The sequence below is a fragment of the Pseudomonas sp. IT-P176 genome (assembly GCF_949767245.1).
Taxonomy (GTDB): Bacteria; Pseudomonadota; Gammaproteobacteria; order Pseudomonadales; family Pseudomonadaceae; genus Aquipseudomonas.
Window position 1 is genome coordinate 98,502 of the sequence record NZ_CATKPN010000046.1, and the last position, 26,455, is coordinate 124,956.

A 26,455-nucleotide genomic window follows, 5' to 3' on the forward strand; every position below is an offset into this window, starting at 1 on the left:
TGTGGGAGCGAGCTTGATCGCGATGGGGCCAGCATGATCACCGCTGATCCCGTCATGAAGCCCACTTGTCTGCGACATGATGTCGTTTCATATGCCAGACAAAAGCCATTGAGTTAGAATGCCCTCCTTTTCTGCCCCCCCGATCCTTGAGGACCGCCATGTTCAGCCGTGATTTGACCATTGCCAAGTACGACGCCGACCTTTTTGCCGCCATGGAGCAAGAAGCTCAGCGCCAGGAAGAACACATCGAGCTGATCGCTTCGGAGAACTACACCAGCCCAGCGGTGATGGAAGCTCAAGGCTCGGTACTGACCAACAAGTACGCCGAAGGTTACCCGGGCAAGCGCTACTACGGCGGTTGCGAGTTCGTCGACGTGGTTGAGCAACTGGCAATTGATCGCGCCAAGGAACTGTTCGGCGCCGATTACGCCAACGTTCAGCCGCACGCCGGCTCCCAAGCCAACAGCGCCGTTTACCTGGCCCTGCTGTCGGCTGGCGACACCATCCTGGGCATGAGCCTGGCCCACGGTGGTCACCTGACCCACGGTGCCAGCGTTTCGTCCTCCGGCAAGCTGTACAACGCCATCCAGTACGGCATCGACGCCAACGGCCTGATCGACTACGACGAAGTCGAGCGCCTGGCGGTCGAGCACAAGCCAAAAATGATCGTCGCCGGTTTCTCTGCCTACTCGCAGATCCTCGACTTCCCGCGCTTCCGCGAAATCGCTGACAAGGTTGGCGCCTACCTGTTCGTCGACATGGCTCACGTAGCCGGTCTGGTCGCTGCAGGCGTCTACCCGAACCCGGTGCCATTCGCTGACGTAGTGACCACCACTACCCACAAGACCCTGCGCGGTCCACGTGGCGGCCTGATCCTGGCTCGCGCCAACGCCGACATCGAGAAGAAGCTGAACTCCGCAGTATTCCCGGGCGCCCAGGGTGGTCCGCTGGAGCACGTGATCGCCGCTAAAGCGATCTGCTTCAAGGAAGCACTGCAGCCTGAGTTCAAGACCTACCAGCAACAAGTGGTGAAAAACGCCCAGGCCATGGCCAGCGTGTTCATCGAGCGTGGTTTTGACGTGGTCTCCGGCGGTACTGAAAACCACCTGTTCCTGCTGTCGCTGATCAAGCAGGAAATCTCCGGTAAAGACGCCGACGCCGCTCTGGGCAAAGCGTTCATCACCGTCAATAAGAACTCGGTACCGAACGATCCACGCTCCCCGTTCGTCACCTCCGGCCTGCGCTTCGGCACCCCGGCTGTGACCACTCGTGGCTTCAAGGAAGCCGAGTGCAAGGAACTGGCCGGCTGGATCTGCGACATCCTGGCAGACCTGAACAACGAAGCGGTAATCGACGCTGTTCGTGAAAAAGTAAAAGCTATCTGCAAGAAACTGCCGGTATACGGCGCTTAATCAGCCCCGCTAAATCGCAGTCATAAAAACCGGTCAGAGATGACCGGTTTTTTATTGCCTGGAGTTTAATGAGCGACAAACATCAGCAAGACACATCAACCCATTACCCACCCAAACTCTTGCAACACTCACACCCCCAGCCATCGACAAAAACCCCCTAATCTAAAACCCGCTTCAACCAATAAAATTACCAACGGGCTAGATTATGAATGGCAATATAGAAAAATCCTTTATCGCAACACTGAGAATGTTTGACCATAAAGTGAATGTTCTTGAAGTGCTCCATGGCAAACCGGCGCTGGCCACGATACGCCTGTTCAGCGGCGGCTTTTACACAGGCAAACCGCAGACCCTGGACCACTCCCACGTACTCGGCATACGGCCCAACGAGCAGATCGGTGAGGTAACGAGCTTGAAACTGCACTTTCTGCATACCCCTGACGGCTACGTACTTACAATCAAAAATAACGGAGCGTATTACAATCGGATCATCACCGAGAACGCGCTGGATACTTTCGAAGGCATGAACACATACACTGATGAGCCAACCACTTTTATACTGCTCAACCCTCAAGGCGAACCCGTGACACTGGATAACTTTCCGGACACTCACTCGCCGATCTCACTCAAGACAAAAGAAAAGCATTACGTAGGCGGACTTAAGTTAAACGGCTCGCCCTATGTTTATCTTGGCAAAACAGAAGAGCGCTCGAAGATAACTTTCATCCTGAGCATCCTCGAAAGAAAAGTCCCTCAAGCGCCCTTTGAGCCGCACATCAACATCTAAAAAACATCAAAGCGCGACGTTAATCATGTGGCCCGCAGGCTGCCTTTCAGGGCAGCCTCAACCTCTGCAAAAAAAACATTTCCGGTAACTGCACCTGCCGCAGTTACGCCAATGGGTCGAACGTGAACGCCAATGCCTGGAGCAGAACCAGCGGGCGGCAGCGGATGCACGGATGGCCGAAACCTTGATCAACCGTCATCTGGATCATCTGCAAGCGCTATTGCTCAACCCGTGATCGGCAGCCCGGGCAAGGCTGACAACTTCAGGCAGCGGCCACCCGGGCAAAGCCTGCGCGGATCTTGTCTTCCGGCAAATCATCGGCAATGAACACGATCACGCTTTCGCGCGCTTCACCTTCGGCCCACTCAGTGTCCCAATCGAAGCCATACAGCTTCAGCACGCCCTGAAACACCATGCGTCGCGATTCCCCGGCAATACTCAGCACGCCTTTATAGCGCAGCAGTTGTTTGCCGTGCGCTTCCAGCAGTTCGTTCATGAACTCGCTGAGTCGGTCGATATCCAGCGCCTGATCGCTGCGCAGCACCAGGCTGGAGATGCGGTCGATTGATGGCGCCTTGCTCACCGGGCGCAAGCTGACTCCGCCACCGAGGTCGGCATTGAGATTGAAGCCGCGCACATCAAGCAACTCGGCCAGGTCGATCTTGCCGTGTTCGACCAGGCGGATCGGTGCGCGGCGATTGATCCGGGTCAGGCGCTCACTCAGTGCGGTGAATGTCGCCTCGTCCACCAGATCACGTTTGCTGACCAGCAGGCGATCGGCAAAACCGATCTGGGCCTGGGCAATGGTCTGGGTCAGGTGCACGTCGGCGTGCGCCGCGTCTACCAGGGTGATGATGCCGTCGAGGATATAGCGCTCGCGCAGCTCTTCATCGATAAAGAACGTCTGGGCCACGGGAGCCGGGTCGGCCAGGCCGGTGCATTCGATCACCAGGCGATCAAAAGTGAGCTCGCCACTGTCCAGGCGCTCGAGCAGCAGGTACAGGGCTTTGGTCAGGTCGGTGTGAATAGTGCAGCAGACGCAGCCATTGGACAGCGTCATCACTTGCACCGGCTCGTCTCCCAACAATTGGGTGTCGATACCGGCATCACTGAATTCGTTTTCGATTACCGCGATCTTCAGGCCATGCTCGGCCTTGAGCAGGTGGCGCAGCAGCGTGGTTTTACCCGCGCCAAGAAAGCCGCTGAGGATGGTGACTGGAATGGGGGCAGGCAAAAGAAAATCTCCGTACGCGGATAAAACTGTAGGAGCAAGGCTGGCCCGCGATGGCGTTCAAAAGATCGCCATCGCGGGCCAGCCATGCTCCTACATCTCGTGCCTCAACAGCACTTGGGCCCACCCTTGCCGCCGTAACGAGCTTCCTGGCGTTCGCGAAAGAACATCTCGTAGCTCATCACCGGCTTGTCCGGGTGGTTGGTTTGCATATGCTCGACGTAGTTGTCGTAGTCGGGCATGCCGACCATCAGGCGCGCGGCCTGACCGAGGTATTTACCGAGGCGACTCAGGTCATTGAACACAGGTGCAATCCTCTCTTACGCATCCGGCAGGGCCTGGTAGGGCGATTCTTTATCCGTACGTTCCTTGCTGCCCCAGGCGGCAATACCGACCTTGAGCGCATAGAACAGGATACTGAAGACCACGAACAGGAACAGCGCGGTGAGCGTTGCGTTGGTGTAGGCGTTGAAGATCACGTGCTCCATCTGCGCAATGTTCTTGGCCGGAGCGAGAACCTGGCCATTAGCCAAGGCATCGCTGTACTTCTTGGCCAGGGACAGGAAGCCGATCGCCGGGTTGGCGTCGAACAGCTTGATGAAGCCTGCGGTGGTGGTGCAGATCAGCAGCCAAACCGCCGGCAGCATGGTGACCCAGATGTAGCGCTGGCGCTTCATTTTGATCAGCACGACCGTGGCAAGCATCAGCGCAATACCGGCCAGCATCTGGTTGGAGATACCGAACAGCGGCCACAAGGTATTGATCCCACCCAGCGGATCGACCACGCCCTGGTACAGCAACCAGCCCCACATCGCCACACAACCGGCTGTCGCGATCAGGTTGGCAGTCCAGGACTCGGTACGCTTGAGGGCCGGAACAAAGGACCCGAGCAGGTCCTGCAGCATGAATCGCCCAGCACGGGTACCGGCGTCCACGGCCGTCAGGATGAACAGCGCTTCGAACAGAATGGCAAAGTGGTACCAGAATGCCATGGTGTTTTCACCAGGCAGGACACTGTGCAGGATCTGCGCGATACCAACCGCCAGGGTCGGTGCACCGCCGGCACGCGCCAGGATGGTGGTTTCGCCGATGTCATTGGCCACCGCCTGCAGGGCTTCCGGGGTAATCGCAAAGCCCCAACTGCTGACGGTTTGCGCCACGCTGACCACATCACTGCCAACCACGGCTGCCGGGCTATTCATGGCGAAGTACACGCCTGGCTCGATCACCGAGGCGGCAACCATGGCCATGATGGCCACGAAAGACTCCATCAGCATGCCGCCGTAACCGATATAGCGGGCGTTGGTTTCGTTATCCAGCAGCTTGGGCGTAGTGCCCGAAGAGATCAGCGCATGGAAGCCGGAAACCGCACCACAGGCAATGGTAATGAACAGGAACGGGAACAGACCGCCCTTCCACACCGGGCCCGTGCCATCAATGAACTGGGTCAGCGCCGGCATTTTCAGCTCAGGCATGGTCACCAGGATGCCAATGGCCAGGGCAATGATGGTGCCGATCTTGAGGAAGGTAGACAGGTAGTCACGAGGCGCCAGAATCAGCCACACCGGCAACGACGCCGCGACAAAGCCATAGCCCACCAGCATCCAGGTAATCTCGATCCCGGTGAAGGTGAAAGCCTTGGCCCAGACCGGATCCGCGGCAATCTGCCCGCCCAGCCAGATGGAGCCCAGCAGCAGCAACACGCCGATCACCGAGATCTCGCCAATGCGACCCGGGCGGACGTAGCGCATGTAGAGGCCCATGAACATCGCGATCGGGATGGTCGCCATCACCGTGAAAATGCCCCAAGGGCTTTCGGCCAGGGCCTTGACCACGATCAGCGCCAGCACCGCAAGGATGATGATCATGATCAGGAAGCAGCCAAACAGCGCGATGGTGCCAGGGACGCGGCCCATTTCTTCACGGACGATGTCACCCAGGGAACGGCCGTTGCGGCGGGTGGACATGAACAGGACCATGAAGTCCTGGACGGCACCCGCCAGCACCACGCCCGCGATCAGCCACAGCGTGCCGGGCAAATAGCCCATCTGCGCTGCCAGCACCGGGCCGACCAACGGGCCTGCACCGGCAATAGCGGCAAAGTGGTGACCGAACAGAATGTGTTTGTTGGTCGGCACATAGTCCAGACCATCATTGTTGAGCACTGCGGGGGTGGCCCGCCGTGGGTCGAGTTGCATCACATGGGTTGCGATGAACAGGCTGTAGTAACGATATGCGACCAGATAAATGGCCACTGCCGCGACCACAATCCACAAGGCGTTGATCGCCTCACCCCGTCGCAATGCCACTACGCCGAGGGCGCACGCTCCTACGATTGCCAGCAGCAGCCAGGGTAAGTGGCGTAGCAGGCTATTATTATTTTTCATTTTTTTATTCCAGCCAGGTGGACTTGAGAGACAGCCACCCCGAGTTTAGCGCCGATTTCGCCAAAGGCCATACCCCGACATTGGTCTAGAGCCTTGCCTTGAGTGGCAGCGCCTACGGATGCGGGTCTATAGTCAGCCCATTCGCGGAGGAACTGCACCATGAGCACCCACGCTGGCAATCGCCGTCGTTTCCGGCGAATCGCATTCGATGCCCGTACCGAACTGAGCCAAGGTAATCAGCGCTGGCCGGTGAAACTGCTCGACCTGTCGCTCAAGGGCTTGCTGGTGCAACGCCCGGATCCCTGGCTGGGCGATCGCAACCGGATCTTTTCGGTGGACATTCACTTGAGTGAAGAAACCGAAATCCGCATGGACGTGCAATTGACCCACGAAGAGCACGACCAACTCGGATTTGTCTGTCGCTACATCAGCCTGGAGTCCGTCAGCAGCTTGCGCCGGCTGATCGAACTCAATCTCGGTGACCCGCAGGAGCTGGAGCGCGAACTGGGTGCCCTGATCGAAACCTGAGCGCCGGGGTTACTCGAACAATGCGTCGAGGGCTTGTTCCAGGCGCGTCACCGCGATGATTCGCAACCCTGCCGGGGCTTCCTTCGGGGCATTGCCTTTGGGCACGATCGCGCGCTTGAAGCCGTGCTTGGCGGCTTCTTTCAAGCGTTCCTGGCCGCTGGGCACCGGGCGCACTTCCCCGGACAAACCGACTTCACCAAACACCAGCAGATCGTGGGGCAACGGCCGGTTACGCAGGCTGGACATCACGGCGGCCATCAACGCCAGGTCCGAAGCGGTTTCCAATACCTTGACCCCGCCCACCACGTTGAGGAATACATCCTGGTCGTGGGTCGGAATACCACCATGCCGGTGCAGGACGGCCAGCAACATGGCCAGCCGGTTCTGATCCAGGCCCAGGGTCACCCGGCGCGGATTGGCCAGGTGGCTGTCGTCCACCAGTGCCTGGACTTCCACCAACATGGGACGGGTACCTTCCCACGTAGCCATGACCACACTGCCCGGCACTTCTTCCTGGGCCCGGGTAAGGAAAATCGCCGACGGATTGGAGACTTCTTTCAGCCCCTTGTCGGTCATGCCGAAAACACCCAGTTCGTTAACCGCGCCAAAACGGTTTTTCACCGCTCGCAACAGGCGCAGGCGACCATCGGACTCGCCTTCGAAATACAGCACGGTGTCGACCATGTGCTCCAGGACCCTAGGCCCCGCCAGCGCGCCTTCCTTGGTCACATGACCGACCAGGAAAATCGCCGTGCCGCTTTGTTTCGCGTAACGCACCAACAGCGCCGCACTTTCGCGCACCTGGGACACGCCGCCGGGTGCCGACTGCAGTTGTTCAGTGAAAATCGTCTGGATCGAGTCGATCACCATGACCTTGGGTTTTTCCACCCGCGCCGTGGCGATGATGGTTTCGATACAGGTTTCGGTCATGACCCGCAGTTGATCCTGGGGCAAGCCCAGGCGTCGGGCACGCATGGCCACTTGCTGCTGTGACTCCTCACCGGTGACATAGAGGGCCGGCATGCGGGTGGCGAGGTTGCACAGGGTTTGCAGGAGAATGGTTGACTTGCCGATCCCCGGATCACCGCCGATCAGCACCACGGAGCCGTCGACCAGGCCACCGCCCAGCACGCGGTCGAGCTCGCCGGAAGCGGTGGAGAAACGCGGAATCTCTTCGACGCTGACTTCGGCCAGGGTCTTGATCTGCGCCTGCTGCCCGGCCCAGCCGGTACGTCCGCTAGGGGCGGCGGCACCGCCACTCTCCACCATGGTTTCGGTCAGGGTGTTCCAGGCCCCGCACTCACCGCATTGGCCCGCCCATTTGGGGAAGGTCGAACCGCACTCGGTGCAGCCGTACATGCGTTTTGCCTTGGCCATCTGAACTCCCAGGAAAAAACCGCGATGATAACCCAGCTGGAAAGGTTCGGTACGGCAGAAGGCTGATGGTTATTTTGTACAACTTAGGCACCGTGTCCAGAAAGGTTAAAACTATCCACCATTCAATTCCCCGTTTAACACCACGACCCGCACTGCTCAAGTTTCAGCAACGTAATAAACGTATTGCTTGGCTGTCACCGAGTTAGAACCACCACACCTTTTTCGACAAGCACTCTCAAGCAATCAAACCCAAAAACTTGTACAACCCTTCAAATAAGTACAGCACCTGTACAACTCAAACATCAAAAAACCTTCATCTTGATATCACTTGTTTTATTCGGGTATTTACCTAACAGCCAGAAACACAAAAACTTACAAAGACAGACCAAAAACATTCAAAAAGTGAGTTCAATTAACCGCTCAATCTCAGCCCGACCTTATCACCAGCCCCTTTCGTCACTGACCAATATCGAGGACAGGCAGAAGGTCCAACTGACCCACGCATCTCAGTGCACAAAAGACCACGCAGAGCGGCCACCGATGCCCATCCAGGTGCGGAGTTGATGGCATTTTGTAAACTTCTTGCCACCTTTCAGGTCGATAGTGACGTGAAACGCAAGCACTTGTGTCGAGCAAGACCCGTTTTGGTGAATTACACTGCGTTCACCAACCTCATCTGTAACAAGGAATAACCTATGGGCGTGATAAGTGAGTTCAAGGCCTTCGCGGTCAAAGGGAATGTGGTCGACATGGCCGTGGGCATCATCATCGGTGCGGCGTTCGGCAAGATCGTAACGTCGTTTGTCGGGGACCTGATCATGCCGCCAATCGGCCTGCTGATCGGTGGGGTGGACTTCGGGGACCTGGCAATCACCCTGAAAGCGGCACAGGGCGACGCCCCGGCCGTGGTGCTGGCCTACGGTAAATTCATCCAGAGCATCATCGACTTCGTGATCGTCGCATTCGCGATCTTCATGGGCGTCAAGGCCATCAACCGCCTGAAGCGCGAAGAGGCCGTGGCACCAAGCCTGCCGCCTGTTCCGACCAAGGAAGAAGAGCTGCTGGGAGAGATCCGCGACCTGCTCAAGGTACAGAACAGCAAGCCCTGAGGGCGGTGAAGAAAACCAGAACGGCGCCCAATGGCGCCGTTTTTTCTACCAGTAGTTTTCTACCGCGACCTGGCCAGGACGTCGACTCAGGCTCAATTGCAGGTCACGCCGTTTCAACAGGTTACGCGTCTCGTCGATCATCTGCGGGTTGCCACACAGCATCACCCGCGAATGCTCGGCAGTGATCGGCACCCCCGCGGCCCGCTCCAGCTCACCATTTTCAAGCAGGTGAGTGATTCGCCCCTGCAACGCCCCCGGGTGCTGTTCACGTGTCACCGTGGCAATAAACTGCAGCTTGTGGGCGTACTCCGCCAGATACTCACGCTCTGCCAAGCCGGCGATCAATGCCTGATACGCTAGCTCGCGGGCCTCACGCACGCTGTACACCAGAATGATCCGCTGGAATTTTTCCCAGGCCTCGAAGTCCTGCAAGATCGATAGAAATGGCGCGATCCCGGTGCCAGTGGACAGCAACCACAGATCACGTCCATCGACAAAACGATCAAGCGTCAGATACCCAAAAGCCTGCCGGTCGACCAGCAAGGTATCGCCGACGTTGAGGCGACTCAGCTCGCTGGTGAACTCACCACCCGGCACGACAATTGAGAAGAACTCGAGATACTCATCATGGGGTGAAGACACCATGGAATAGGCTCGCCACACCGTGCTGCCGTCGGCCCTGGTTACACCCAGGCGCGCAAACTGCCCCGCCCGAAACCGAAAACCCGCGTCACGCGTGGTGCGCAAGGTAAACAGGCTGGGGGTCAATGGCTGTACATCGAGCAAGGTCTGACGGGTGAATTTCTCTTCACTGGCGCTCATGAGGGACTCCGCAGGTCTGATGCCCCCAGTGTCCCGCAAAGCCAAGGGAAGAAACACCGTTGATTTGTAGTGTTATTAACCCACGAGCTCGACATTACCCACTAGATAGTTAATAACTTAAACAATTATGTTTAACATACAAATAAACCATTCAAATCCAGTCACTTAAATATCAAATAGCAGACAGACGCAGCCGAATATAAGCCAGATTTCGCAACACATAACTAATTAATTATTTCGCGACCCCCTACAAGAGCAAAAAAGTCGCACGCTTACGGTAGGATATCTCCTACACTCAGTAAGTGCTGTTTTTTGGACGTACCCAGCACTTTCGCAGTTAGGTATCAGGAGAGTGTTCAATGGAGATCTGGAAGGAAACACAACTCAGAAAACTGGCAACCGAATCAAACATCGAAATCGCCTACAAAATCGCTCTGAACCTGTTCAATAACATGGGTTATGAATATTGCGCATTTTCAATTACTTCCCACACAACAGCTCAACGTTTTGACAGCGTCAACCTGAACAACTACCCCCATGTCTGGAATACCCAGTATGAAAAAAACCACTACAGCTCGATTGATCCGATAGTTGCCCATTGCCACCATTCAATCCTGCCCATTGTCTGGAACCGCAAGACGTTCGCCAAAGCCCCCGCCCTCTGGAGCGCACTGCAGGAGCAAGGTTTGCAGCATGGCTGGTCACAACCGGCACATGACGCAAACGGCCCAGCCATCAGCATGCTCAGCCTGGCTCGCAGTCATTGCCAAGTCAGCTCTTTCGAGCTTTACGAGCACCTCGGCTATGCGGTTTTCATCAGTCACACGCTGCACGCCCTGGCGATGCATAAACTCTCCAGCCAACACCCTCCGTGCATAAGCGTGACCCACCTGTCGCCGCGCGAGATCGAAGTCTTGAAATGGTCAGCAGATGGCAAGACCGCCTCGGACATTGCCACCATCCTGAGCCTCAGTGAGCGCACGGTAAATTTCCACGTCAGCAGTTCGATCAAGAAACTGGGGGTGAACAACAAAATCTCGGCCGTGGTGAAGGCCACCAAATCACACATGATCTGAGCCTTGGACGAACCGTACCGGGGATGAGCCATGCCCAAAGAGGAAAACCGACGAGTATTCCCATCGAAAAAAACGTACCATTTGCTCCGTTCTGAGTGACTGCGCCCAAACCAAGCGCCGCGGTCCACTCAGACGGTCCCGCCAGCCTCACCCCCTGCAGACCTGCGGGACATTCGTTGATTATCCAGAGTCCCCGCCCCATGCCCCTGCTCGAAAGCCCCTTCGCTCAACTCGACCTGATTCGCCAACCGGAACAGCCTAACGAACCGCTGCAGGCTTTCGATGCCGCGGATGAGTACCTGCTCAATCATCTGGCCGAACAGCAGCCCGCCGCGAACACTCGGGTGCTGGTGCTCAACGACAGCTTTGGCGCCTTGGCGGCAAGCCTGGTGGGCAAGGTGCTGCTCACTAGCAGCGGTGACTCGTTTCTCGCCGCCCAGGGCCTGGAAAAGAACCTGGTGCGCAATGGCCTGCCGTTTGACGCGGCCACGGTGTTGCCCGCCAGCGCGCCCTTGCTTGGCCCGTTTGATCGGGTGCTGATTCGTGTGCCCAAGACGCTGGCCTTGCTGGAGGAGCAGTTGATTCGCCTGCAGGGGCAACTCGCGCCCGGCGCTCAAGTGATCGCGGCCGCCATGATCAAGCATCTGCCGCGGGCTGCGGGCGAACTGCTGGAACGTTATGTCGGCCCGATGCAGGCCTCGCTGGCGGTGAAGAAGGCCCGGTTGCTGATCGCAACCCCGGACGCCCGACCGGCGATAGCGTCGCCCTACCCAACCCGCTATCGCCTCGATCAACCGGCGATCGAACTGCTCAATCACGCCAACGTATTTTGCCGCGAAGGCCTGGATATCGGGACCCGCGCGTTTCTCCCCCATCTGCCAAGCAACCTCGGCCAGGCGCGGGTCGCCGACCTCGGTTGCGGCAACGGCGTACTGGCCATCGCCAGCGCCCTGAACAACCCCGAGGCCCACTACACCCTGGTCGACGAGTCGTTCATGGCCGTGCAGTCGGCCGAGCAGAACTGGCAAGCCGCGCTGGGTCAGCGCGAGGTGACAGTGCGCGCCGGCGATGGCCTGGCCGGGCAAGAGCCGCAGTCGCTGGACGTGGTGCTGTGCAATCCACCGTTCCACCAGCAGCAGGTGGTGGGCGACTTCCTTGCCTGGCGCATGTTCCAGCAGGCGCGTGAAGCCCTGGTAGTGGGCGGTGCGCTGTACATCGTCGGCAACCGGCACCTGGGCTATCACAGCAAACTGGCGCGGCTGTTCCGAGGCGTCGAGCAAGTCGCAGCCACGCCAAAATTCGTGATCCTCAAAGCACGCAAGTAACCGGCCAAAAAAAACCCTCCAGCGGAGGGTTGTAAATCCGTGCCGCAAGGCAACGGGATGGGAAGTTCAGTGCTCAGTGGGTACTCAAGCCTGCGGCGTTCATGAACAGGCGCATCAGGCTGGCGACCACGAACAGCGCCAGCACGCTGCCGACCCAGATCCCGGCCAGCCAGCCAAGCCGATGCCACAGCGGCTTCTTTTCAGCCTCTTCGATTTCCCGCAAAGAATGTTTATCTGCCATTGCTCAGGTCCTCGGTTGGGGGGAGACGGCGCCGTTCAAGGCGCCGTCATGCACCTAGTGGTAGCCGTCTTCGTGGGTCACCTTGCCGCGGAACACGTAGTAGCTCCAGAAGGTGTAGCCCAGGATGAACGGAATGATGAACAGCGTGCCGACCAGCATGAAGCCCTGACTTTGCGGCGGTGCGGCAGCGTCCCAGATGGTGATCGACGGTGGCACGATGTACGGCCACAGGCTGATGCCCAGCCCGCTGTAGCCCAGGAAGATCAGCACCAGGGTCAACAGGAACGGGGTGTAGTGGGCATTGCGGGCCACCGCACGCAGTAATCCGTACATGGTCACCAATACCAGGATCGGCACCGGCAGGAACCAGAACAGGTTAGGCAGGGTGAACCAGCGCGCAGCGATCTCGGCATGGGCCAGCGGCGTCCAGATACTGACGATACCGATCACCGCCAACACCACGAACGCCAGCGGCCGCGCCAGGTTGTGCATTTGCTCCTGCAGCTTGCCTTCGGTCTTCATGATCAACCAGGTGCACCCCAGCAGCGCATACGCCACCACCAGTGCCGCACCGCAGAACAGGGTGAAAGGCGTCAGCCAGTCCAGCGAGCCGCCGGCGAACTGTCGGTCAACCACTTTGAAGCCATCGATAAACGCACCGAGGGCCACGCCCTGAAAGAAGGTCGCGGTGATCGAGCCACCGATAAACGCCTTGTCCCAGACGTGCACCTTGTCGTCCTTGGCCTTGAAGCGGAACTCGAATGCCACCCCGCGAAAGATCAGGCCGATCAGCATCAGGATCAACGGCAGGTACAAGGCCGAAAGGACCACCGAGTAGGCCAGCGGGAAGGCCCCGAACAACGCGGCGCCCCCCAGTACCAGCCAGGTTTCGTTACCGTCCCAGACCGGGGCGACGGTGTTCATCATCACATCACGGTCGCTCTTGCCCTTGATGAACGGGAAAAGAATCCCGATCCCCAGGTCAAAGCCGTCCATGACCACGTACATCATGATGCCGAAGATGATGATCACGGCCCAGATCAGTGGAAGATCAATACCCATGACTCAATTCCCCTTGTTCAGGCTGTCGCTGTGGTCACCTTCGGTGCCGTCATCGGCAGCGGAAAGCGGACGGGCCGGCGTGCGTTGCTGACCAGGACCACCGTGGCTCGGTTCGGCCCCTTCATTGAGCTTGGGCCCCTTGCGCACCAGGCGCATCATGTAGCCCAGGCCCACACCGAACAGCGAGAAATACACCACCACAAACAGCGCCAGGGTAATGCTCATCTGCACCACGCTGTGCCCGGAGGAGGCATCGGCGGTGCGCATCACCCCGTAGATCACCCACGGTTGGCGCCCGACTTCCGTGGTGAACCAGCCCGCGAGAATCGCGATCAGGCCAGAAGGCCCCATCCACAGGGTCAGGTACAGGAACGCGCGGTTCGAATACAGCCGGTCACGCTTGCGCAGCCACAGGCTCCACAGACCGGTGAAGATCATCAGCATGCCCAGGCCGACCATGATCCGGAACGACCAGAACACGATGGTCGAGTTCGCCCGGTCTTCTGGCGGGAATTCCTTGAGCGCCGGCACCTGTTTGTCCAGCGAGTGGGTCAGGATCAGGCTGCCCAGGTACGGAATTTCCACCGCGTACTTGGTCCGCTCCTCCTTCATGTCCGGCCAGCCGAACAGGATCAGCGGCGTCGGTTCGTCGCCGTGGTTTTCCCAGTGACCTTCGATCGCGGCGATTTTCGCCGGTTGGTGCTTGAGGGTGTTGAGCCCGTGGAAGTCACCGATCACGGCTTGGATCGGCGCGACGATCAACGCCATCCACATGGCCATCGACAGCATGGTGCGGATCGCCGGGTTGTCGCGACCGCGCAGCAGGTGCCAGGCCGCCGACGAACCGACGAAGAATGCGGTCGCGACAAAGGCAGCGGTGGCCATGTGCATCAGGCGATAGGGGAACGACGGGTTGAAAATCACCGCAATCCAGTCCACCGGGATGACCTGGCCGTTGATGATTTCGTAACCCTGGGGGGTCTGCATCCAGCTGTTGGAGGCGAGAATCCAGAACGTCGAGATCAGCGTGCCGATCGCCACCATGATCGTGGCGAAGAAGTGCAGCTTGCGCCCCACCTTGTTCCAGCCAAACAGCATGACGCCGAGGAAACCGGCTTCGAGGAAGAATGCCGTGAGCACTTCATAGGTCAGCAATGGCCCAGTGACGGAGCCCGCGAAGTCCGAGAAACGGCTCCAGTTGGTACCGAACTGGTAGGCCATGACCAGGCCGGAGACGACTCCCATGCCGAAGTTGACGGCAAAGATCTTCGACCAGAAATGGTAGAGGTCACGGTAGGTGTTGTTGTTGGTTTTCAGCCACAGGCCTTCAAGCACCGCCAGGTAACTCGCCAGGCCGATGGTGATCGCCGGGAACAGGATGTGGAATGAGATGGTGAACGCGAACTGAATTCGGGCGAGATCAAGTGCCTCCAAACCGAACATAAGTCTTCCTCTGTCAGGTAAAACGGCTACAGGCTTGTGGCCTGCACCCACCGCCCCCACGGGTATGGAGTGTGGCGAATTCGAATTCGTTCTTTTTTTACAATCATCACAACGCAGGGAGTCTGGCCATCTGGCCGTCAGAACAAATCCCCCAAGGGCTTTGATCTGGATCAAGCAACGATCAAAGAGTAGTCGCATTTTCAGCGACAGAGCGTGTGGTCTATTGCCGCGTGACAGGTTGCCTCAGGACCCTGGCGCGCCAATCCAGGCGATCGCCGCAACCTTTAGTTACAACTTGATGATAGGCTCAGCTTTTTCCCCACCAGACCTGTCTGCCGATGCCCAGCCCAGAGCCCCTGCTGTTACGCCATCACCGCCCTTTCCTTGCGTTCTGGCTGGCGCGGATTTTCACCGCCAGCGGTTTCCAGATGCTCACAGTGGCCATTGGCTGGAACCTCTACCAGCTCACTGGCAACGTGCTGGACCTGGGGTTGGTCGGGCTGGTGGAGTTCGCTCCGCGGGTACTGTTCATGCTGCACACCGGGCATGTGGCTGACCGCTATGACCGGCGCAAGGTCGCTGCCCTCTGCCAGTCCTTGCAGGCTTTGATCGCCCTGGCCCTGACCATCGGCAGCGCCACCGACCAAGTGACCCGCGAGCTGATCTTCATCCTCGCCTTCCTGCTGGGCGCTGCCCGCTCGTTCGAGATGCCCACCACCCAGGCCCTGCTGCCCAGCATCGTGCCCACGGCCTTGTTCCCGCGTGCGGTGGCGGCGGCACAGTCGGCGCAACAGTCGGCCACCATCATCGCCCCGGCCCTGGGCGGCCTGCTCTACGCCTTTGGCAGCGTCTGGGTCTATGGGCCGACGGTGCTCTTGTACGTCATCGCCTGCACCCTGATGCTCAACCTGCCAGCGCGGCAAACCCCGCTGAACAAAGGCAAGGCCACCCTGGATTCACTGCTGGCCGGCGTTCGCTTCATCCGCAGTCGCCCGGACATTCTCGGGGCGATCTCCCTGGACCTGTTCGCGGTACTGCTGGGTGGCGCCACCGCGCTGTTGCCGGTGTTCGCCAAGGACATCCTGCTGACCGGCCCATGGGGCCTGGGGCTGCTGCGCTCGGCACCGGCAGTGGGCGCCCTGTTGATGTCACTGTGGCTGGCGCGGTTTGCCGTGGAGCGCAAAGTCGGACGGGTGATGTTTACCGCCGTCGGCGTGTTCGGCGTCGCGACCATTGCCTTTGGCCTGTCGACCTCATTCTGGTTCTCGTTGGCGGTGCTGGTGGTGCTGGGGGCGGCGGACATGATCAGCATGGTGATCCGCGCCTCTTTTGTGCAACTGGAAACCCCGGATGAAATGCGCGGCCGGGTCAGCGCCGTGAACGGCTTGTTCATCGGCGCTTCGAACCAGTTGGGTGAATTCGAGTCCGGCCTGACGGCGCACTGGTTCGGCACTGTGCCAGCGGTGGTCATGGGCGGAGTTGGCACGCTGTTGGTCACCGGCACCTGGATCAAGCTGTTCCCGACCCTGGCCCAGCGTGATCGCATGCATGTGCCGGTGGCTGCCCCCGAGGATTCGCCGACCGTAGCTAAGCCAGCAACTCCCGCGCCACCGCCAGCTTGACTGCCCTGCCGCACAGTTGCTCCAGCAATTGCAGGGCAAATGGCAGGGCCGCCGCCGAACCCTGGGCGGTAATGCAGTTGCCGTCGACCACCACCGGCTGATCGACGAAGGTGCAGCCCAGCAGTTGCTGACTGACGGCCGGCAGGCAGGTCATGCGGCGTTGGCGCAATACGCCGAAGGCCTGCAGGGCAAGCGCCGGCGATTCGGCGATGGCGGCGAACAGTCGGCCGGCGGCGGCCTGGTCCTTGAGCAATTGCTGCAGCGGCTGATGGGCGGCCAGGTGCTTGCCGCCGACGGCGCCGCCAGGCAGGACAATCAGGTCGAAGGGTTGCGCCAGCACGTCCACCAGCATCGCATCGGCGGTCAGGCGTGTGCCCCGGGCGCACGTCAGCATGCGCCGCGCCTCGATGCTGGCCACCACCACTTCGACGTTCGCCCGGCGCAGCACGTCGATCAGGGTGACGCTTTGCAGGTCGTCGATGCCCTCGGCAAGGGTAATCAGGGCTCTAAAGGTCATGGTCGGTGTCCACAGGGTGATCCTTAAAGCGTAGTCATCTTTACTGACAGGCGTTCAAGTCCCCCGCACGCCAGCGCCCATTACTTGATGTAGATCTGGGTCGACAGGCTGTTGGCCGGTGCATTGATCGAGGTATTGCGGAACGTGAAAGTGCCACGCTGCTTGCCGGCCATATCGAAGATATAGAGGTAGCCGACGATCTTGCTGACCATGCCGGCGCATTCCGTCAGGTCGCCATTATCAAAGGCACATACCCGGGTGCGCACGCCATCGATGTCCGCGCCATCCAGCCCGGCCTGGGGTGAACGGCCATAACCGACCTCCAGCACGTAGATCTTGATGTTCGGCCCTTCGTGATCACAGTTGGTTTGTGCCTGCCCAGGACTGATGTCCTCCATGCCGCAGGACGGCGACTGGACCTTAAGCACCTTGATTTCGCTCAACGGCGGTGCGGAAGCCGCCTCGGCCATCTGCATGCCGGACAACAAGGCGCCAAACACGCCCACCACCAAAGCCAACCCGCGTTTTTTAGAAGACATGACCACTCCCGAAACCAGCGCGCAGTATGCCCCACCCGTCTCAAAGGCAAAACATCGCCGACGATCGCAGCCATAGCCCCAAGCTGCTGGTATGATGCGCGGCTTTTTCCGACCGACAGAAAAATCCCGGGCGCCTGCTGTGGTCTGTGCTTTGCTGTTCAAGTCGATACATTCACGGCGCAAGATGCGCCACGGGGAGCAGACATGCTGGAAAGGCTGTTTCAACTCAAGGCACACAACACCAACGTGCGCACCGAGATTCTTGCGGGCGTCACGACCTTCCTGGCCATGGCCTACATTTTGTTCGTCAACCCGAGCATCCTCGGCGAGACAGGCATGGACAAGGGCGCAGTGTTTGTCGCGACCTGCCTGGCGGCCGCCATCGGCTCCACCGTGATGGGCCTGATTGCCAACTACCCGATCGCGCTGGCACCGGGCATGGGCCTGAACGCCTTCTTCACCTACACCGTGGTGCTGCACATGGGCCACACCTGGCAAGTGGCGCTGGGTGCGGTATTCATTTCGGCGGTGCTGTTCTTCCTGCTGTCGATCTTCCGCATCCGCGAATGGATCATCAACAGTATCCCGCTGCCGCTGCGTTCGGCGATTGCCGCCGGTATCGGCCTGTTCCTGGCCCTGATTGCCCTGCACAACGCAGGCATTGTGGTCAGCAACCCGGCGACCATGGTCGGCCTCGGTGACCTGAAGCAACCGGCTCCGATCCTCGCGACCCTGGGCTTTGCCCTGATCGTGGCCCTTGAAGCCCTGAAAGTACGCGGTGCAGTGCTGATCGGCATCCTGACCGTGACCATCGCCTCCATCGCCCTGGGGTTCACCCCGTTCGGCGGCGTAGTGTCGATGCCACCCTCCCTGGCGCCGACCTTCCTGCAACTGGACATCAAGGGCGCCCTGGACATCGGTCTGGTCAGCGTGATCTTCGCCTTCCTGTTCGTCGACCTGTTCGACAACTCCGGCACCCTGATCGGCGTCGCCAAGCGCGCCGGCCTGATGGGCAAGGACGGCCACATGCCGAAAATGGGCCGGGCGCTGATCGCCGACAGTACGGCGGCCATGGCCGGTTCCCTGCTGGGCACCTCGACCACCACCAGCTACATCGAATCGGCAGCGGGCGTCAGCGCCGGCGGCCGGACCGGCCTCACCGCCGTGGTCGTGGCCATCCTGTTCCTGCTGGCGCTGTTCTTCTCGCCACTGGCTGCCAGCGTTCCGGCTTTCGCCACCGCGCCGGCCCTGCTGTTCGTCGCCGTGCTGATGACTTCCGGCCTGGCGGAAATAGACTGGGATGACATCACCGTGGCTGCGCCCGTGGTGATCACCGCCCTGGCGATGCCTTTCACTTACTCCATCGCCAACGGCATTGCCTTCGGTTTCATCGCCTGGACCGCAATCAAACTGCTGTCCGGTCGTGGCCGTGAGCTGAACCCGGCGCTGGTGATTCTCTCCATTCTGTTCGTGATCAAGTTGGGTTGGTTCAACGCATGACATTCGATTCCCAGGCTTACGCCGCTCAGCTCGAAGACAAGGTCACGCGCCTGCGTGACCTGCTGGCCCCGTTCGATGCCCCGCAACCTGCGGTGTTCGACTCGCCGCTGGCCAACTTCCGCCTGCGCGCCGAATTCCGCCTGTGGCGCGAAGCCGGCGAGCGGCACTACGCAATGTTTTCCCAGGAAGACAAGCGCACGCCGATCCTGATCGAAGAGTTCCCGATCGCCAGCCTGCGCATCAACCAGTTGATGCCGCAGCTCAAGGCCGCCTGGCAAGCCAGCGCAGCCTTGAGCCACAAGCTGTTCCAGGTGGAGTTCCTGACCACCCTGGCGGGCGACGCGATGATCACCCTGTGCTACCACCGCCCGCTCGATGAGCACTGGCATGCGGCGGCCAGCCAGTTGGCTGCCGACTTGAATGTCAGCGTGATCGGTCGCTCCAAGGGTAAGCGCGAAGTGATCGGCCAGGATTATGTGGTCGAGAAACTCGAAGTCGGTGGGCGTACCTTCAGCTATCGCCAACCCGAGGGGGCATTCACCCAGCCCAACGGCACGGTGAACCAGAAGATGCTCAACTGGGCGTATGACGCCCTGGGCGAGCGCCCGGACGATCTGCTGGAACTGTATTGCGGCAATGGCAACTTCACCCTGCCCCTGGCGACCCGCGTAGGCAAAGTGCTGGCAACCGAAATCAGCAAGACCTCGGTCAATGCTGCGCTGAGCAACCTCAGCGAAAACGCGGTGGATAACGTCACCCTGGTGCGGCTATCCGCTGAAGAGTTGACCGAAGCCTTGAACGAAGTGCGCCCGTTCCGTCGCCTGCACGGTATCGACTTGAAGAGCTACGCGTTCGGCAGCGTGTTCGTCGATCCACCGCGCGCGGGCATGGACCCGGACACCTGCGAGCTGACCCGACGCTTCGACAACATCCTGTACATCTCATGTAACCCAGAGACCTTGGCAGCCAACATCGCCCAGTTGCACGACACTCATCGCATCACCCGCTGCGCGCTGTTCGATCAATTCCCGTGGACCCACCACATGGAATCCGGGGTCTTGCTGACCCGTCGTTGATCGCTGATCACGCTCCACAAAAAAGCCGTCCCGAGGACGGTTTTTTTGTGCCTGCTCACAGCGTCGTATCGACCTTGCGCGGCCGCCCACCCTTGCGGCCATTGGCACGGGCAGCGTCGGCCTTGGCGGCGCTGCTCTGGCGACCATTGCGGCTGGCGATGAGCGAGGCGGCCATGTCCATCAGCGGTTTGCTTGCCAGAATCAGTCCGGCGATGGACACCTGCAGGTCCTTGCGCTCATGGCAGAGCGCCGTACCGCCGAACCCGACCTGCAAATCCGCGAAGTCGCTGCTGTCCAAGCCAGTGAACTCGGGGTAATTGTGCACGGGCAGCAGCACGGCACTGCCATCCTCGAAGCCGATCGACAGGTGTTGCCCCACAAGGCTCACGCACTGGGCGCAAATGCCGCTACGACGCACCTCGCCGCGCTCGATGGCTTCGTCCACGACCGTCTCTGTCAGCGGCCGATCCGCAGGGGTCTTGGCTTGTATCCTTTTCATAATTCAATCTCCACGCCTTCACAGGCGCCCACTAACTCCATCAGGGTTGTATTGCCCTTGAGGTCATAACGCGCCGAAGCAATACGCCGGATCACCTTGGGGTTACGGTTGATCAGCACCATTTCATTGGCCTGACTATCCCACAGCTGATTGCGCAGACAGGTCGTATGCAGCTTCACCCACCAGACACAACGCGCTCGGCGCAAATGAGCAGCTTGTTTGAGTGTCTGGCGCAGGCCCTCCAACACCGCCAGCGGCGGCCGTCGCGATAGCGGGGTGACATCCAGGAGCTCTACGCCGTTGTGCCAGAAGCTGAACACAAAGCGCGCACCCCAGGCGCCACCATCGACATGTACGTGGGGCGGACAGTGCTCATCGCGCAACATGATCACCAGCGACAGTCCTTTGTAGCTGCATATCTTCATGCTAACCCATCCGTTAGGTTTTAGAGATCGAATTTCCCACCGTTCCTTGAGATCCCGACCGAAGGCAATCTTTCACCCACGGCAAATCCCACCTCAGGCTAGTTCTGCCTAGGCGATAACACCTGCCATGCAGGGGAGAAATGGGTAAGCAATCTTTGCATGCGCCCACCAGGGGCTTGGACAGCGCTCGGGTAAACGGTGTCCTGGGCGGATACCGGGGCCAAAGCCCCTCACCACAGCTCAGGCCTGCAGGTAGCGCAACACCGACTCACAGATCATCTGCCGATGACGCTGCTTGATCGCCGCATCGGGCAGGTCGATCTGGAAGATCTCACCGACGGTGTGGCGGTTCGACACTCGGTAGAAACAGAACGAGGTGATCAGCAGATGCACGTCCAACGGGTTGAGTCCGTCACGGAACACTCCCTCCACGACCCCGCGCCGCAGTATCCCCCCCAGTGCATCGAGGATGGTGCTGTTCATCGCCTTGATCGCCTCGGAGTGCTTCACGTACTCGGCGTTGTGAATATTCTCGATGCTGACAATGCGCACGAAATCGACATTACGATCATGGTGATCGAAGGTGAACTCCACCAGCCGCTGGATGGCTTCACGCGGCGCGAGCTCGGCGAGTTGCAAGCGATTCTCGGTACTGCGGATATCCCCGTAGAGTTTTTCCAGCACCTCGACGTAGAGCTGCTCCTTACTCCCGAAGTAGTAATAGATCATGCGCTTGGAGGTATGGATTCGTTCGGCGATGGCATCCACTCGCGCCCCGGACAGCCCCTGCTGGACGAACTCGACAATGGCTTCTTGAAGGATGTTCTCGCGGGACTTTTGCGGGTTGTTCTTGCGACTCTTGCGCGGCTCGAGCGCTGACGCTTCGGGCGCTACGGTAAGGTCTGTGGTCATTCTCATTCCGGGCTCGTGGCCAACGCTGCAGAGGCTGGCGATTATGGGCCGCTCGCTGCAGCGAAGGAAGCATCGCTACCACCTATAGCCCCCCCGCTTACGATTTCAATACAACTTGCCCCGGCGCACCCCCGCGCTGTCGCTCACCTGCGTTTACACATTGCCCGTCACCCTCCGTGCCATAGCTGGTGTATGCAGACACCAGGCAATGAATGCCGCTCAACTCACAAGGAATGTCGACATGTTATGGAACAAAGCCCGTCCTAGCGATAACGTTACGGATACCCGCAAATCCTCCTCCAAGCGCTTCCCCCCTGGCAAGAAACTCGGGATCGCCTTCGGTGCTGTCGCCCTCTCGGGGGTTGTGGCGTTGGGCAGCCTGATTTCCACCCAGGAGGCTGACCCGCCAGAGCCCCCCGTGACCGAAGTCACGCCGGTACACACCGATGACCCCGACCTGGCGTTCGTGCGCGCCGTGCTCGGCGATACCGAGGACACATGGAGAGCCCAGTTTCTAACCCTGGACCAGCCCTACCCTGAACCCACCATGATCCTCTTCGAGCAGGGTGTGGCTTCCGCCTGCGGTTACGCCTCGTCGGCGGTCGGGCCGTTCTATTGCCCTGACAGTCAGGTGCTGTACCTGGACTTGGGATTTTTCCGCAAAATGGCCCAGCAGATGCCCAACTTCGGCGAGTTTGCCCAGGCCTATGTGATCGCCCACGAAATCGGGCATCACGTGCAGACCCGCCTGGGGTTATCCCGGCCCTTCGACGAAGCCCTGGCTGCCGGCCAACTCACCGCCGGTGACAACGGCCTGGAAGTGCGCGCCGAACTGCAGGCCGACTGCCTGGCGGGCGTCTGGGCGCACCATGCCCAGCAACGCCTGAACTGGCTGGAGCCAGGCGATCTGCAAGCCGCGCTGGAAGCGGCCGCGGTGTTCGGCGACGATTACCAGCGCGGGAACCAAACGACCGGCCCGATGCCTGAGACTTTCACTCACGGGACGTCTGTGCAGCGCGTGCGCTGGTTCGAGCGCGGTTTCGAGCAAGGTCGCATCGAACAGTGCGACACCTTCTCGGCCAATCCGCTGTAGCACGGCAGCGTCGCACATCGAATGCCATACTACCTTTCGTCCGACATCGTCTGACGACCGGACTGGCGACTATCCCACTCACCAGCAACACTCACACCACGCGTAATCAGAGGATTCCCACATGTTATGGAAAAAAGGCCGCCGCAGTGACAACGTGGTGGATGCCCGGGGTGAGGGTGGCGGCGGCGGTGGCATGCGTTTTGGCGGGGGCAAGGGGCTGAGCCTGACGGCCATCGTGCTGATCGTCGGGATCGGCTGGATCACCGGGCAGGACCCGATGCAGATTCTCGGGCAACTGGCCGGGCAAATGGACCAACAGTCAGCCCCTGCCACCACCCAAACCCGCAAGGCGCCGCCGGCCAATGACGAGCAGGCGGAATTTGTGGCGCGAATCCTCGGTGACACCGAAGACACCTGGGGCCAGATCTTTCAACAGGCCGGGCGCCAGTACGCGGCGCCCAAGCTGATGCTGTTCAGCGGTCGGGTCAACTCGGCCTGCGGCGGTGCTTCGGCGGCGACCGGGCCGTTCTACTGCCCGGCGGATCAAAGGGTGTACCTGGACATGAGCTTCTTCCAGGAAATGTCCCAGCGTTTCGGCGCGACCGGCGACTTCGCCCAGGCGTATGTCATCGCTCACGAAGTCGGCCACCACGTGCAGACCCTGCTCGGGGTATCCGCCAAGATCCAGGCTGCGCGCCAGCAAGGACAACGCATGGAAGGTGATGGCGGGCTGCTGGTGCGCCAGGAATTACAGGCCGACTGCCTGGCCGGGGTCTGGGCCAACCATGCGCAGAAACGTTTGAACTGGCTTGAGCCGGGGGACATAGAAGAAGCGATGAACGCCGCCAACGCCATCGGCGACGACCGCTTGCAGCAACAGGGTCAAGGTCGCGTGGTCCCGGATTCATTTACCCATGGTACTTCGGCGCAACGCGTGCGCTGGTTCAAGACTGGCTTCGCCCAAGGCCAGATCAATCAATGCGACACCTTTGCCGCGAAGAGTCTCTGAATGGCAAAACCCTGGCTGGCGGTATTTGTTCTGTCACTGGGGTGCACCACGCTACAGGCGGCTGACCATGGGGTGAAAGACATCAGTCCCGGCCGCCTGGACCTGGGTGCAGGCGAATTGGCGGTTGGCTTCAGTCAACCCTCAGCGCAGGTCCAGCGGGTGCTGATCATCCTCCATGGGCGTTTGCGCAATGCCGAAACCTATCGGCAAAGCGCTGAAAAAGCTGCAGCGCAGGCCGGACAGAGCGCCAGCACCCTGGTGATTGCCCCGCAATTGCTTAATGAAACGGACATCACGCGGCATCAACTGGCCGACAGCGTGATGCGCTGGCGTGGCAACGAGTGGATGGCCGGGGGCTTGTCCACCGGGCCCCAGGCGCTGAGTTCCTATGCCGTGCTCGACCGTTTGCTGAGCCGCCTGAGCAACCGCCTGGAGTACCCGGAGCTCAAGGAAGTGGTAATTGCCGGACATTCCGGTGGCGGGCAAATGGTGCAGCGTTTTGCCTTGCTCGGGGATGACCAGCCAGCCTTGCGCCAGGCCGGCGTCAAGGTCCGCTACGTGATCGCCAATCCGTCGTCCTACGCCTACTTCGATCAACAGCGGCCAATGCCCGTCGACCGCAACAAATGCCCCGGTTTCAACGACTGGAAGTACGGTCTGGACCGGCTACCGGCCTACGCCAAGGGCCAGTCGGCGCAATCGCTGGAGCAACGCTACATCGCGCGCGACATCACCTACCTGCTCGGCGAACTGGACACCAACCCGGCCCAACCGGCCCTGGACAAGTCCTGCGCCGCCCTGGCCCAGGGTCCGTCGCATCAGGTGCGCGGGCTCAACTACTTCAACTACCTGACTCAGCGCCATCCACAGGAGCTCAATCAGCATCTGGTGCAAGTGCCGGGGGTCGGACACAACGGCGATCAGATGTTCATCTCGGCCCAAGGTCAGCAAGCGCTGTTTCGCTGATCAGTAAAATGCCCGCAGAGGATCAGGCTGCAAGCAAGTTACGCAACGCCACGCAGTCGACGGCGTGCCAGTCGGTCAATTCCGGCCATGGATTGTCCGGTAGATTCACCAGCACCGTGCGCGTGCCCGCCGCACGACCGCAATCGAGGTCAAACCGGTAGTCACCGACCATCACCATATTGCCAGGTGCAACATCCCAGGCCTGGGCCAGTTTCAGCAATCCACCGGGATCGGGCTTGGGCGGCGCATCGTCGCGGCCCAGGACATCCTCGACCGCAAAGCAGTCCGCCAAGCCAATCGCCTGGAGCGTGATATGGGCCAGTTCCCGCGCATTGCGGGTGAGGATGCCCAGGCGATAACCACGCCCGGCCAACTCACGCACCAGCTCGACGGCGCCAGGGGCCGGCTGCGAACCCAGCGCCAGGTCCCGTTCGTGTTCCAGCAGCCAGGCATGCTTGGCCGCGGCTTCGGCGGCGGGCAACGCCGCGAGATGGGTCAGGATGTCGTGCTCGGGGGGAATCGCCAAGGCCTGGCGAATCGCCGCAAAATCATGCACGGCCACCGTCAGGGTGCCGTCCATGTCGAACACCCAGTGGCGTACCTGCGCCAGGCTCATGCCCAATCCTTACGGTGGCGAATCAGGCCTTCCTGGGTCACCGAGGCCACCAGTTTGCCGGCGCGGTTGAACACGCTGCCGCGAGTAAAGCCCCGGGAGTTGCCGGCCCACGGGCTGTCCATGGCGTACAGCAGCCAATCATCGGCACGCACGTCGGCGTGGAACCACAATGCGTGGTCGAGGCTGGCAACCTGCATGTCTTTTTGCCAGACCGATTTGCCGTGGGGCAGCAATGAAGTGACCAGCAGGCCGAAGTCGGAGGCGTAGGCCAGCAGATACTTGTGCAGCGCCGGCGAGTCGGCCAGCGCACCGTCGGCGCGAAACCAGACGTACTTGACCGGGTCGGCCGGCTGCGGATTGTAGGGATCACTGTCGGTTACCGGACGGAACTCGATCGGCTTGGCGCACAGCAGTTTTTCGCGCATGTGTTCGGGAATCAGGTGCGCGCGTTGCTGGGTCAGTTCCAGCTCCGAGGGCAGGTTTTCCGGACCGACCACCTGGGGCATCGCGCTCTGATGGTCGAAGCCCTCTTCGTCGTACTGGAACGACGCGCTGCAGGTGAAGATCGGCTGGCCCTTCTGGATCGCGGTCACCCGGCGGGTGCTGAAGCTACCGCCGTCGCGGACCCGGTCCACCTGGTAGACCACCGGCAAACCGGCGTCGCCCGGACGCAGGAAATAACCGTGCAGCGAATGCACGTGACGCGCTTCTTCAACGGTCTGGCTGGCCGCCGACAGGGACTGGCCCAGCACCTGGCCGCCGAACAACTGACGAAAACCCAAGTCCTGGCTACGGCCGCGAAACAGGTTTTCTTCGATCGGTTCCAGGGTCAGCAAGTCGACCAGATCTTCCAGCACTTGGCTCATTCAGACTCTCCTCAC

At 60.2% G+C, this 26,455-nt stretch carries 27 protein-coding genes; 12 read left to right on the forward strand and 15 right to left on the reverse strand.

Translation table 11 applies throughout. The features are described 5' to 3' along the window. The first annotated feature begins 158 nt into the window (after nucleotides 1–158). Both glyA and ACM6IP_RS13095 read left to right on the forward strand, forming a co-directional pair. Nucleotides 159–1,412, forward strand: a complete 1,254-nt coding sequence (gene glyA, locus ACM6IP_RS13090) for a serine hydroxymethyltransferase (RefSeq protein WP_095166449.1) — start codon at nucleotides 159–161, stop codon at nucleotides 1,410–1,412. 205 nt (nucleotides 1,413–1,617) lie between these two features. After that, complete coding sequence (locus ACM6IP_RS13095) at nucleotides 1,618–2,199, forward strand: hypothetical protein (RefSeq protein WP_414861630.1); 582 nt, start codon at nucleotides 1,618–1,620, stop codon at nucleotides 2,197–2,199. A gap of 262 nt (nucleotides 2,200–2,461) precedes the next feature. Here the strand turns inward: ACM6IP_RS13095 and yjiA are convergent, their stop codons facing one another. The 3 genes from yjiA to ACM6IP_RS13110 form a co-directional block, all read right to left on the reverse strand. After that, nucleotides 2,462–3,433, reverse strand: a complete 972-nt coding sequence (gene yjiA / locus ACM6IP_RS13100; RefSeq protein ID WP_095166439.1) for a GTPase — start codon at nucleotides 3,431–3,433, stop codon at nucleotides 2,462–2,464. A gap of 104 nt (nucleotides 3,434–3,537) precedes the next feature. Next, nucleotides 3,538–3,735, reverse strand: coding sequence for a YbdD/YjiX family protein (locus ACM6IP_RS13105; RefSeq protein WP_028620750.1), 198 nt, complete (start codon nucleotides 3,733–3,735; stop codon nucleotides 3,538–3,540). Between the two features lie 15 nt (nucleotides 3,736–3,750). Beyond that, on the reverse strand, nucleotides 3,751–5,817 hold the full coding sequence (locus tag ACM6IP_RS13110) for a carbon starvation CstA family protein (protein WP_095166437.1): 2,067 nt from the start codon (nucleotides 5,815–5,817) through the stop codon (nucleotides 3,751–3,753). Nucleotides 5,818–5,976: 159 nt separating this feature from the next. On the opposite strand from ACM6IP_RS13110, the gene ACM6IP_RS13115 reads away from it, so the two are divergent. Continuing rightward, a complete protein-coding gene (locus ACM6IP_RS13115; protein WP_401127231.1) occupies nucleotides 5,977–6,345 on the forward strand; it encodes a PilZ domain-containing protein in 369 nt (122 codons plus the stop codon). A gap of 9 nt (nucleotides 6,346–6,354) precedes the next feature. On the opposite strand, the gene radA is transcribed toward ACM6IP_RS13115, so the two are convergent. Then, on the reverse strand, nucleotides 6,355–7,722 hold the full coding sequence (radA, locus tag ACM6IP_RS13120) for a DNA repair protein RadA (protein ID WP_095166434.1): 1,368 nt from the start codon (nucleotides 7,720–7,722) through the stop codon (nucleotides 6,355–6,357). 695 nt (nucleotides 7,723–8,417) lie between these two features. Here radA and mscL point away from each other — a divergent pair. Continuing rightward, the gene (mscL, locus tag ACM6IP_RS13125) at nucleotides 8,418–8,831 is read left to right on the forward strand and encodes a large-conductance mechanosensitive channel protein MscL (protein WP_095166433.1); all 414 of its coding nucleotides are present in this window, start codon (nucleotides 8,418–8,420) and stop codon (nucleotides 8,829–8,831) included. Between the two features lie 45 nt (nucleotides 8,832–8,876). Here mscL and ACM6IP_RS13130 read toward each other — a convergent pair whose 3' ends face one another. Continuing rightward, on the reverse strand, nucleotides 8,877–9,653 hold the full coding sequence (locus tag ACM6IP_RS13130; RefSeq protein ID WP_095166431.1) for a ferredoxin--NADP reductase: 777 nt from the start codon (nucleotides 9,651–9,653) through the stop codon (nucleotides 8,877–8,879). Nucleotides 9,654–10,012: 359 nt separating this feature from the next. Between ACM6IP_RS13130 and ACM6IP_RS13135 the strand changes: the two genes are divergently transcribed. Then, complete coding sequence (locus ACM6IP_RS13135) at nucleotides 10,013–10,729, forward strand: autoinducer binding domain-containing protein (protein WP_414861631.1); 717 nt, start codon at nucleotides 10,013–10,015, stop codon at nucleotides 10,727–10,729. 200 nt (nucleotides 10,730–10,929) lie between these two features. Beyond that, the gene (locus ACM6IP_RS13140) at nucleotides 10,930–12,054 is read left to right on the forward strand and encodes a methyltransferase (protein WP_159998070.1); all 1,125 of its coding nucleotides are present in this window, start codon (nucleotides 10,930–10,932) and stop codon (nucleotides 12,052–12,054) included. Nucleotides 12,055–12,127: 73 nt separating this feature from the next. Here the strand turns inward: ACM6IP_RS13140 and ACM6IP_RS13145 are convergent, their stop codons facing one another. The 3 genes from ACM6IP_RS13145 to ACM6IP_RS13155 are packed head-to-tail and all read right to left on the reverse strand — an operon-like array spanning nucleotide 12,128 to nucleotide 14,800. Beyond that, on the reverse strand, nucleotides 12,128–12,295 hold the full coding sequence (locus tag ACM6IP_RS13145; RefSeq protein ID WP_401127225.1) for a DUF2474 domain-containing protein: 168 nt from the start codon (nucleotides 12,293–12,295) through the stop codon (nucleotides 12,128–12,130). 54 nt (nucleotides 12,296–12,349) lie between these two features. After that, nucleotides 12,350–13,357, reverse strand: a complete 1,008-nt coding sequence (gene cydB, locus ACM6IP_RS13150; protein WP_095166424.1) for a cytochrome d ubiquinol oxidase subunit II — start codon at nucleotides 13,355–13,357, stop codon at nucleotides 12,350–12,352. Between the two features lie 3 nt (nucleotides 13,358–13,360). After that, nucleotides 13,361–14,800, reverse strand: coding sequence for a cytochrome ubiquinol oxidase subunit I (locus ACM6IP_RS13155; protein WP_095166422.1), 1,440 nt, complete (start codon nucleotides 14,798–14,800; stop codon nucleotides 13,361–13,363). A 338-nt stretch (nucleotides 14,801–15,138) separates the two neighbouring features. Here ACM6IP_RS13155 and ACM6IP_RS13160 point away from each other — a divergent pair, with 338 nt between their 5' ends. Next, a complete protein-coding gene (locus ACM6IP_RS13160) occupies nucleotides 15,139–16,422 on the forward strand; it encodes an MFS transporter (protein WP_414861632.1) in 1,284 nt (427 codons plus the stop codon). On the opposite strand, the gene ACM6IP_RS13165 is transcribed toward ACM6IP_RS13160, so the two are convergent. Then, nucleotides 16,388–16,939 carry a DJ-1 family glyoxalase III gene (locus ACM6IP_RS13165; RefSeq protein WP_095166420.1) on the reverse strand — a complete coding sequence of 184 codons (552 nt, stop codon included), beginning with the start codon at nucleotides 16,937–16,939 and terminating at the stop codon, nucleotides 16,388–16,390. The genes ACM6IP_RS13160 and ACM6IP_RS13165 overlap by 35 nt on opposite strands. Nucleotides 16,940–17,019: 80 nt before the next feature. Beyond that, nucleotides 17,020–17,478: a DUF4879 domain-containing protein gene (locus tag ACM6IP_RS13170; protein ID WP_414861633.1), complete on the reverse strand. Its 459-nt coding sequence runs from the start codon at nucleotides 17,476–17,478 to the stop codon at nucleotides 17,020–17,022. Nucleotides 17,479–17,682: 204 nt separating this feature from the next. Here ACM6IP_RS13170 and ACM6IP_RS13175 point away from each other — a divergent pair, with 204 nt between their 5' ends. Together ACM6IP_RS13175 and trmA are read left to right on the forward strand one after the other, a co-directional pair. Then, complete coding sequence (locus tag ACM6IP_RS13175) at nucleotides 17,683–18,978, forward strand: NCS2 family permease (protein WP_095166416.1); 1,296 nt, start codon at nucleotides 17,683–17,685, stop codon at nucleotides 18,976–18,978. Beyond that, entirely contained in the window at nucleotides 18,975–20,054 is a 1,080-nt protein-coding gene (trmA, locus tag ACM6IP_RS13180; RefSeq protein ID WP_095166414.1) for a tRNA (uridine(54)-C5)-methyltransferase TrmA, read from the forward strand. The genes ACM6IP_RS13175 and trmA overlap by 4 nt, the downstream gene beginning before the upstream one ends. Before the next feature lie 55 nt (nucleotides 20,055–20,109). Here trmA and ACM6IP_RS13185 read toward each other — a convergent pair whose 3' ends face one another. The 3 genes from ACM6IP_RS13185 to ACM6IP_RS13195 form a co-directional block, all read right to left on the reverse strand. Beyond that, on the reverse strand, nucleotides 20,110–20,553 hold the full coding sequence (locus ACM6IP_RS13185; protein ID WP_095166412.1) for a DUF2442 domain-containing protein: 444 nt from the start codon (nucleotides 20,551–20,553) through the stop codon (nucleotides 20,110–20,112). Further along, nucleotides 20,550–20,978 carry a DUF4160 domain-containing protein gene (locus ACM6IP_RS13190; RefSeq protein WP_095166410.1) on the reverse strand — a complete coding sequence of 143 codons (429 nt, stop codon included), beginning with the start codon at nucleotides 20,976–20,978 and terminating at the stop codon, nucleotides 20,550–20,552. Before ACM6IP_RS13190 ends, ACM6IP_RS13185 begins: the two co-directional genes overlap by 4 nt. 240 nt (nucleotides 20,979–21,218) lie before the next feature. Beyond that, nucleotides 21,219–21,896, reverse strand: coding sequence for a TetR/AcrR family transcriptional regulator (locus ACM6IP_RS13195; RefSeq protein WP_414861634.1), 678 nt, complete (start codon nucleotides 21,894–21,896; stop codon nucleotides 21,219–21,221). A 235-nt stretch (nucleotides 21,897–22,131) separates the two neighbouring features. On the opposite strand from ACM6IP_RS13195, the gene ACM6IP_RS13200 reads away from it, so the two are divergent. From ACM6IP_RS13200 to ACM6IP_RS13210, 3 genes are all read left to right on the forward strand, one after another. Further along, nucleotides 22,132–22,983: a neutral zinc metallopeptidase gene (locus ACM6IP_RS13200; RefSeq protein ID WP_414861635.1), complete on the forward strand. Its 852-nt coding sequence runs from the start codon at nucleotides 22,132–22,134 to the stop codon at nucleotides 22,981–22,983. Between the two features lie 121 nt (nucleotides 22,984–23,104). After that, a complete protein-coding gene (locus ACM6IP_RS13205; protein ID WP_414861636.1) occupies nucleotides 23,105–23,992 on the forward strand; it encodes a neutral zinc metallopeptidase in 888 nt (295 codons plus the stop codon). After that, nucleotides 23,993–24,958: an alpha/beta hydrolase gene (locus tag ACM6IP_RS13210; protein ID WP_414861637.1), complete on the forward strand. Its 966-nt coding sequence runs from the start codon at nucleotides 23,993–23,995 to the stop codon at nucleotides 24,956–24,958. A gap of 22 nt (nucleotides 24,959–24,980) precedes the next feature. Here the strand turns inward: ACM6IP_RS13210 and ACM6IP_RS13215 are convergent, their stop codons facing one another. Both ACM6IP_RS13215 and tesB read right to left on the reverse strand, forming a co-directional pair. Continuing rightward, the gene (locus ACM6IP_RS13215; RefSeq protein WP_095166402.1) at nucleotides 24,981–25,574 is read right to left on the reverse strand and encodes an HAD family hydrolase; all 594 of its coding nucleotides are present in this window, start codon (nucleotides 25,572–25,574) and stop codon (nucleotides 24,981–24,983) included. After that, nucleotides 25,571–26,440 carry an acyl-CoA thioesterase II gene (gene tesB / locus ACM6IP_RS13220; RefSeq protein ID WP_095166400.1) on the reverse strand — a complete coding sequence of 290 codons (870 nt, stop codon included), beginning with the start codon at nucleotides 26,438–26,440 and terminating at the stop codon, nucleotides 25,571–25,573. Before tesB ends, ACM6IP_RS13215 begins: the two co-directional genes overlap by 4 nt. Nucleotides 26,441–26,455 lie beyond the last annotated feature (15 nt).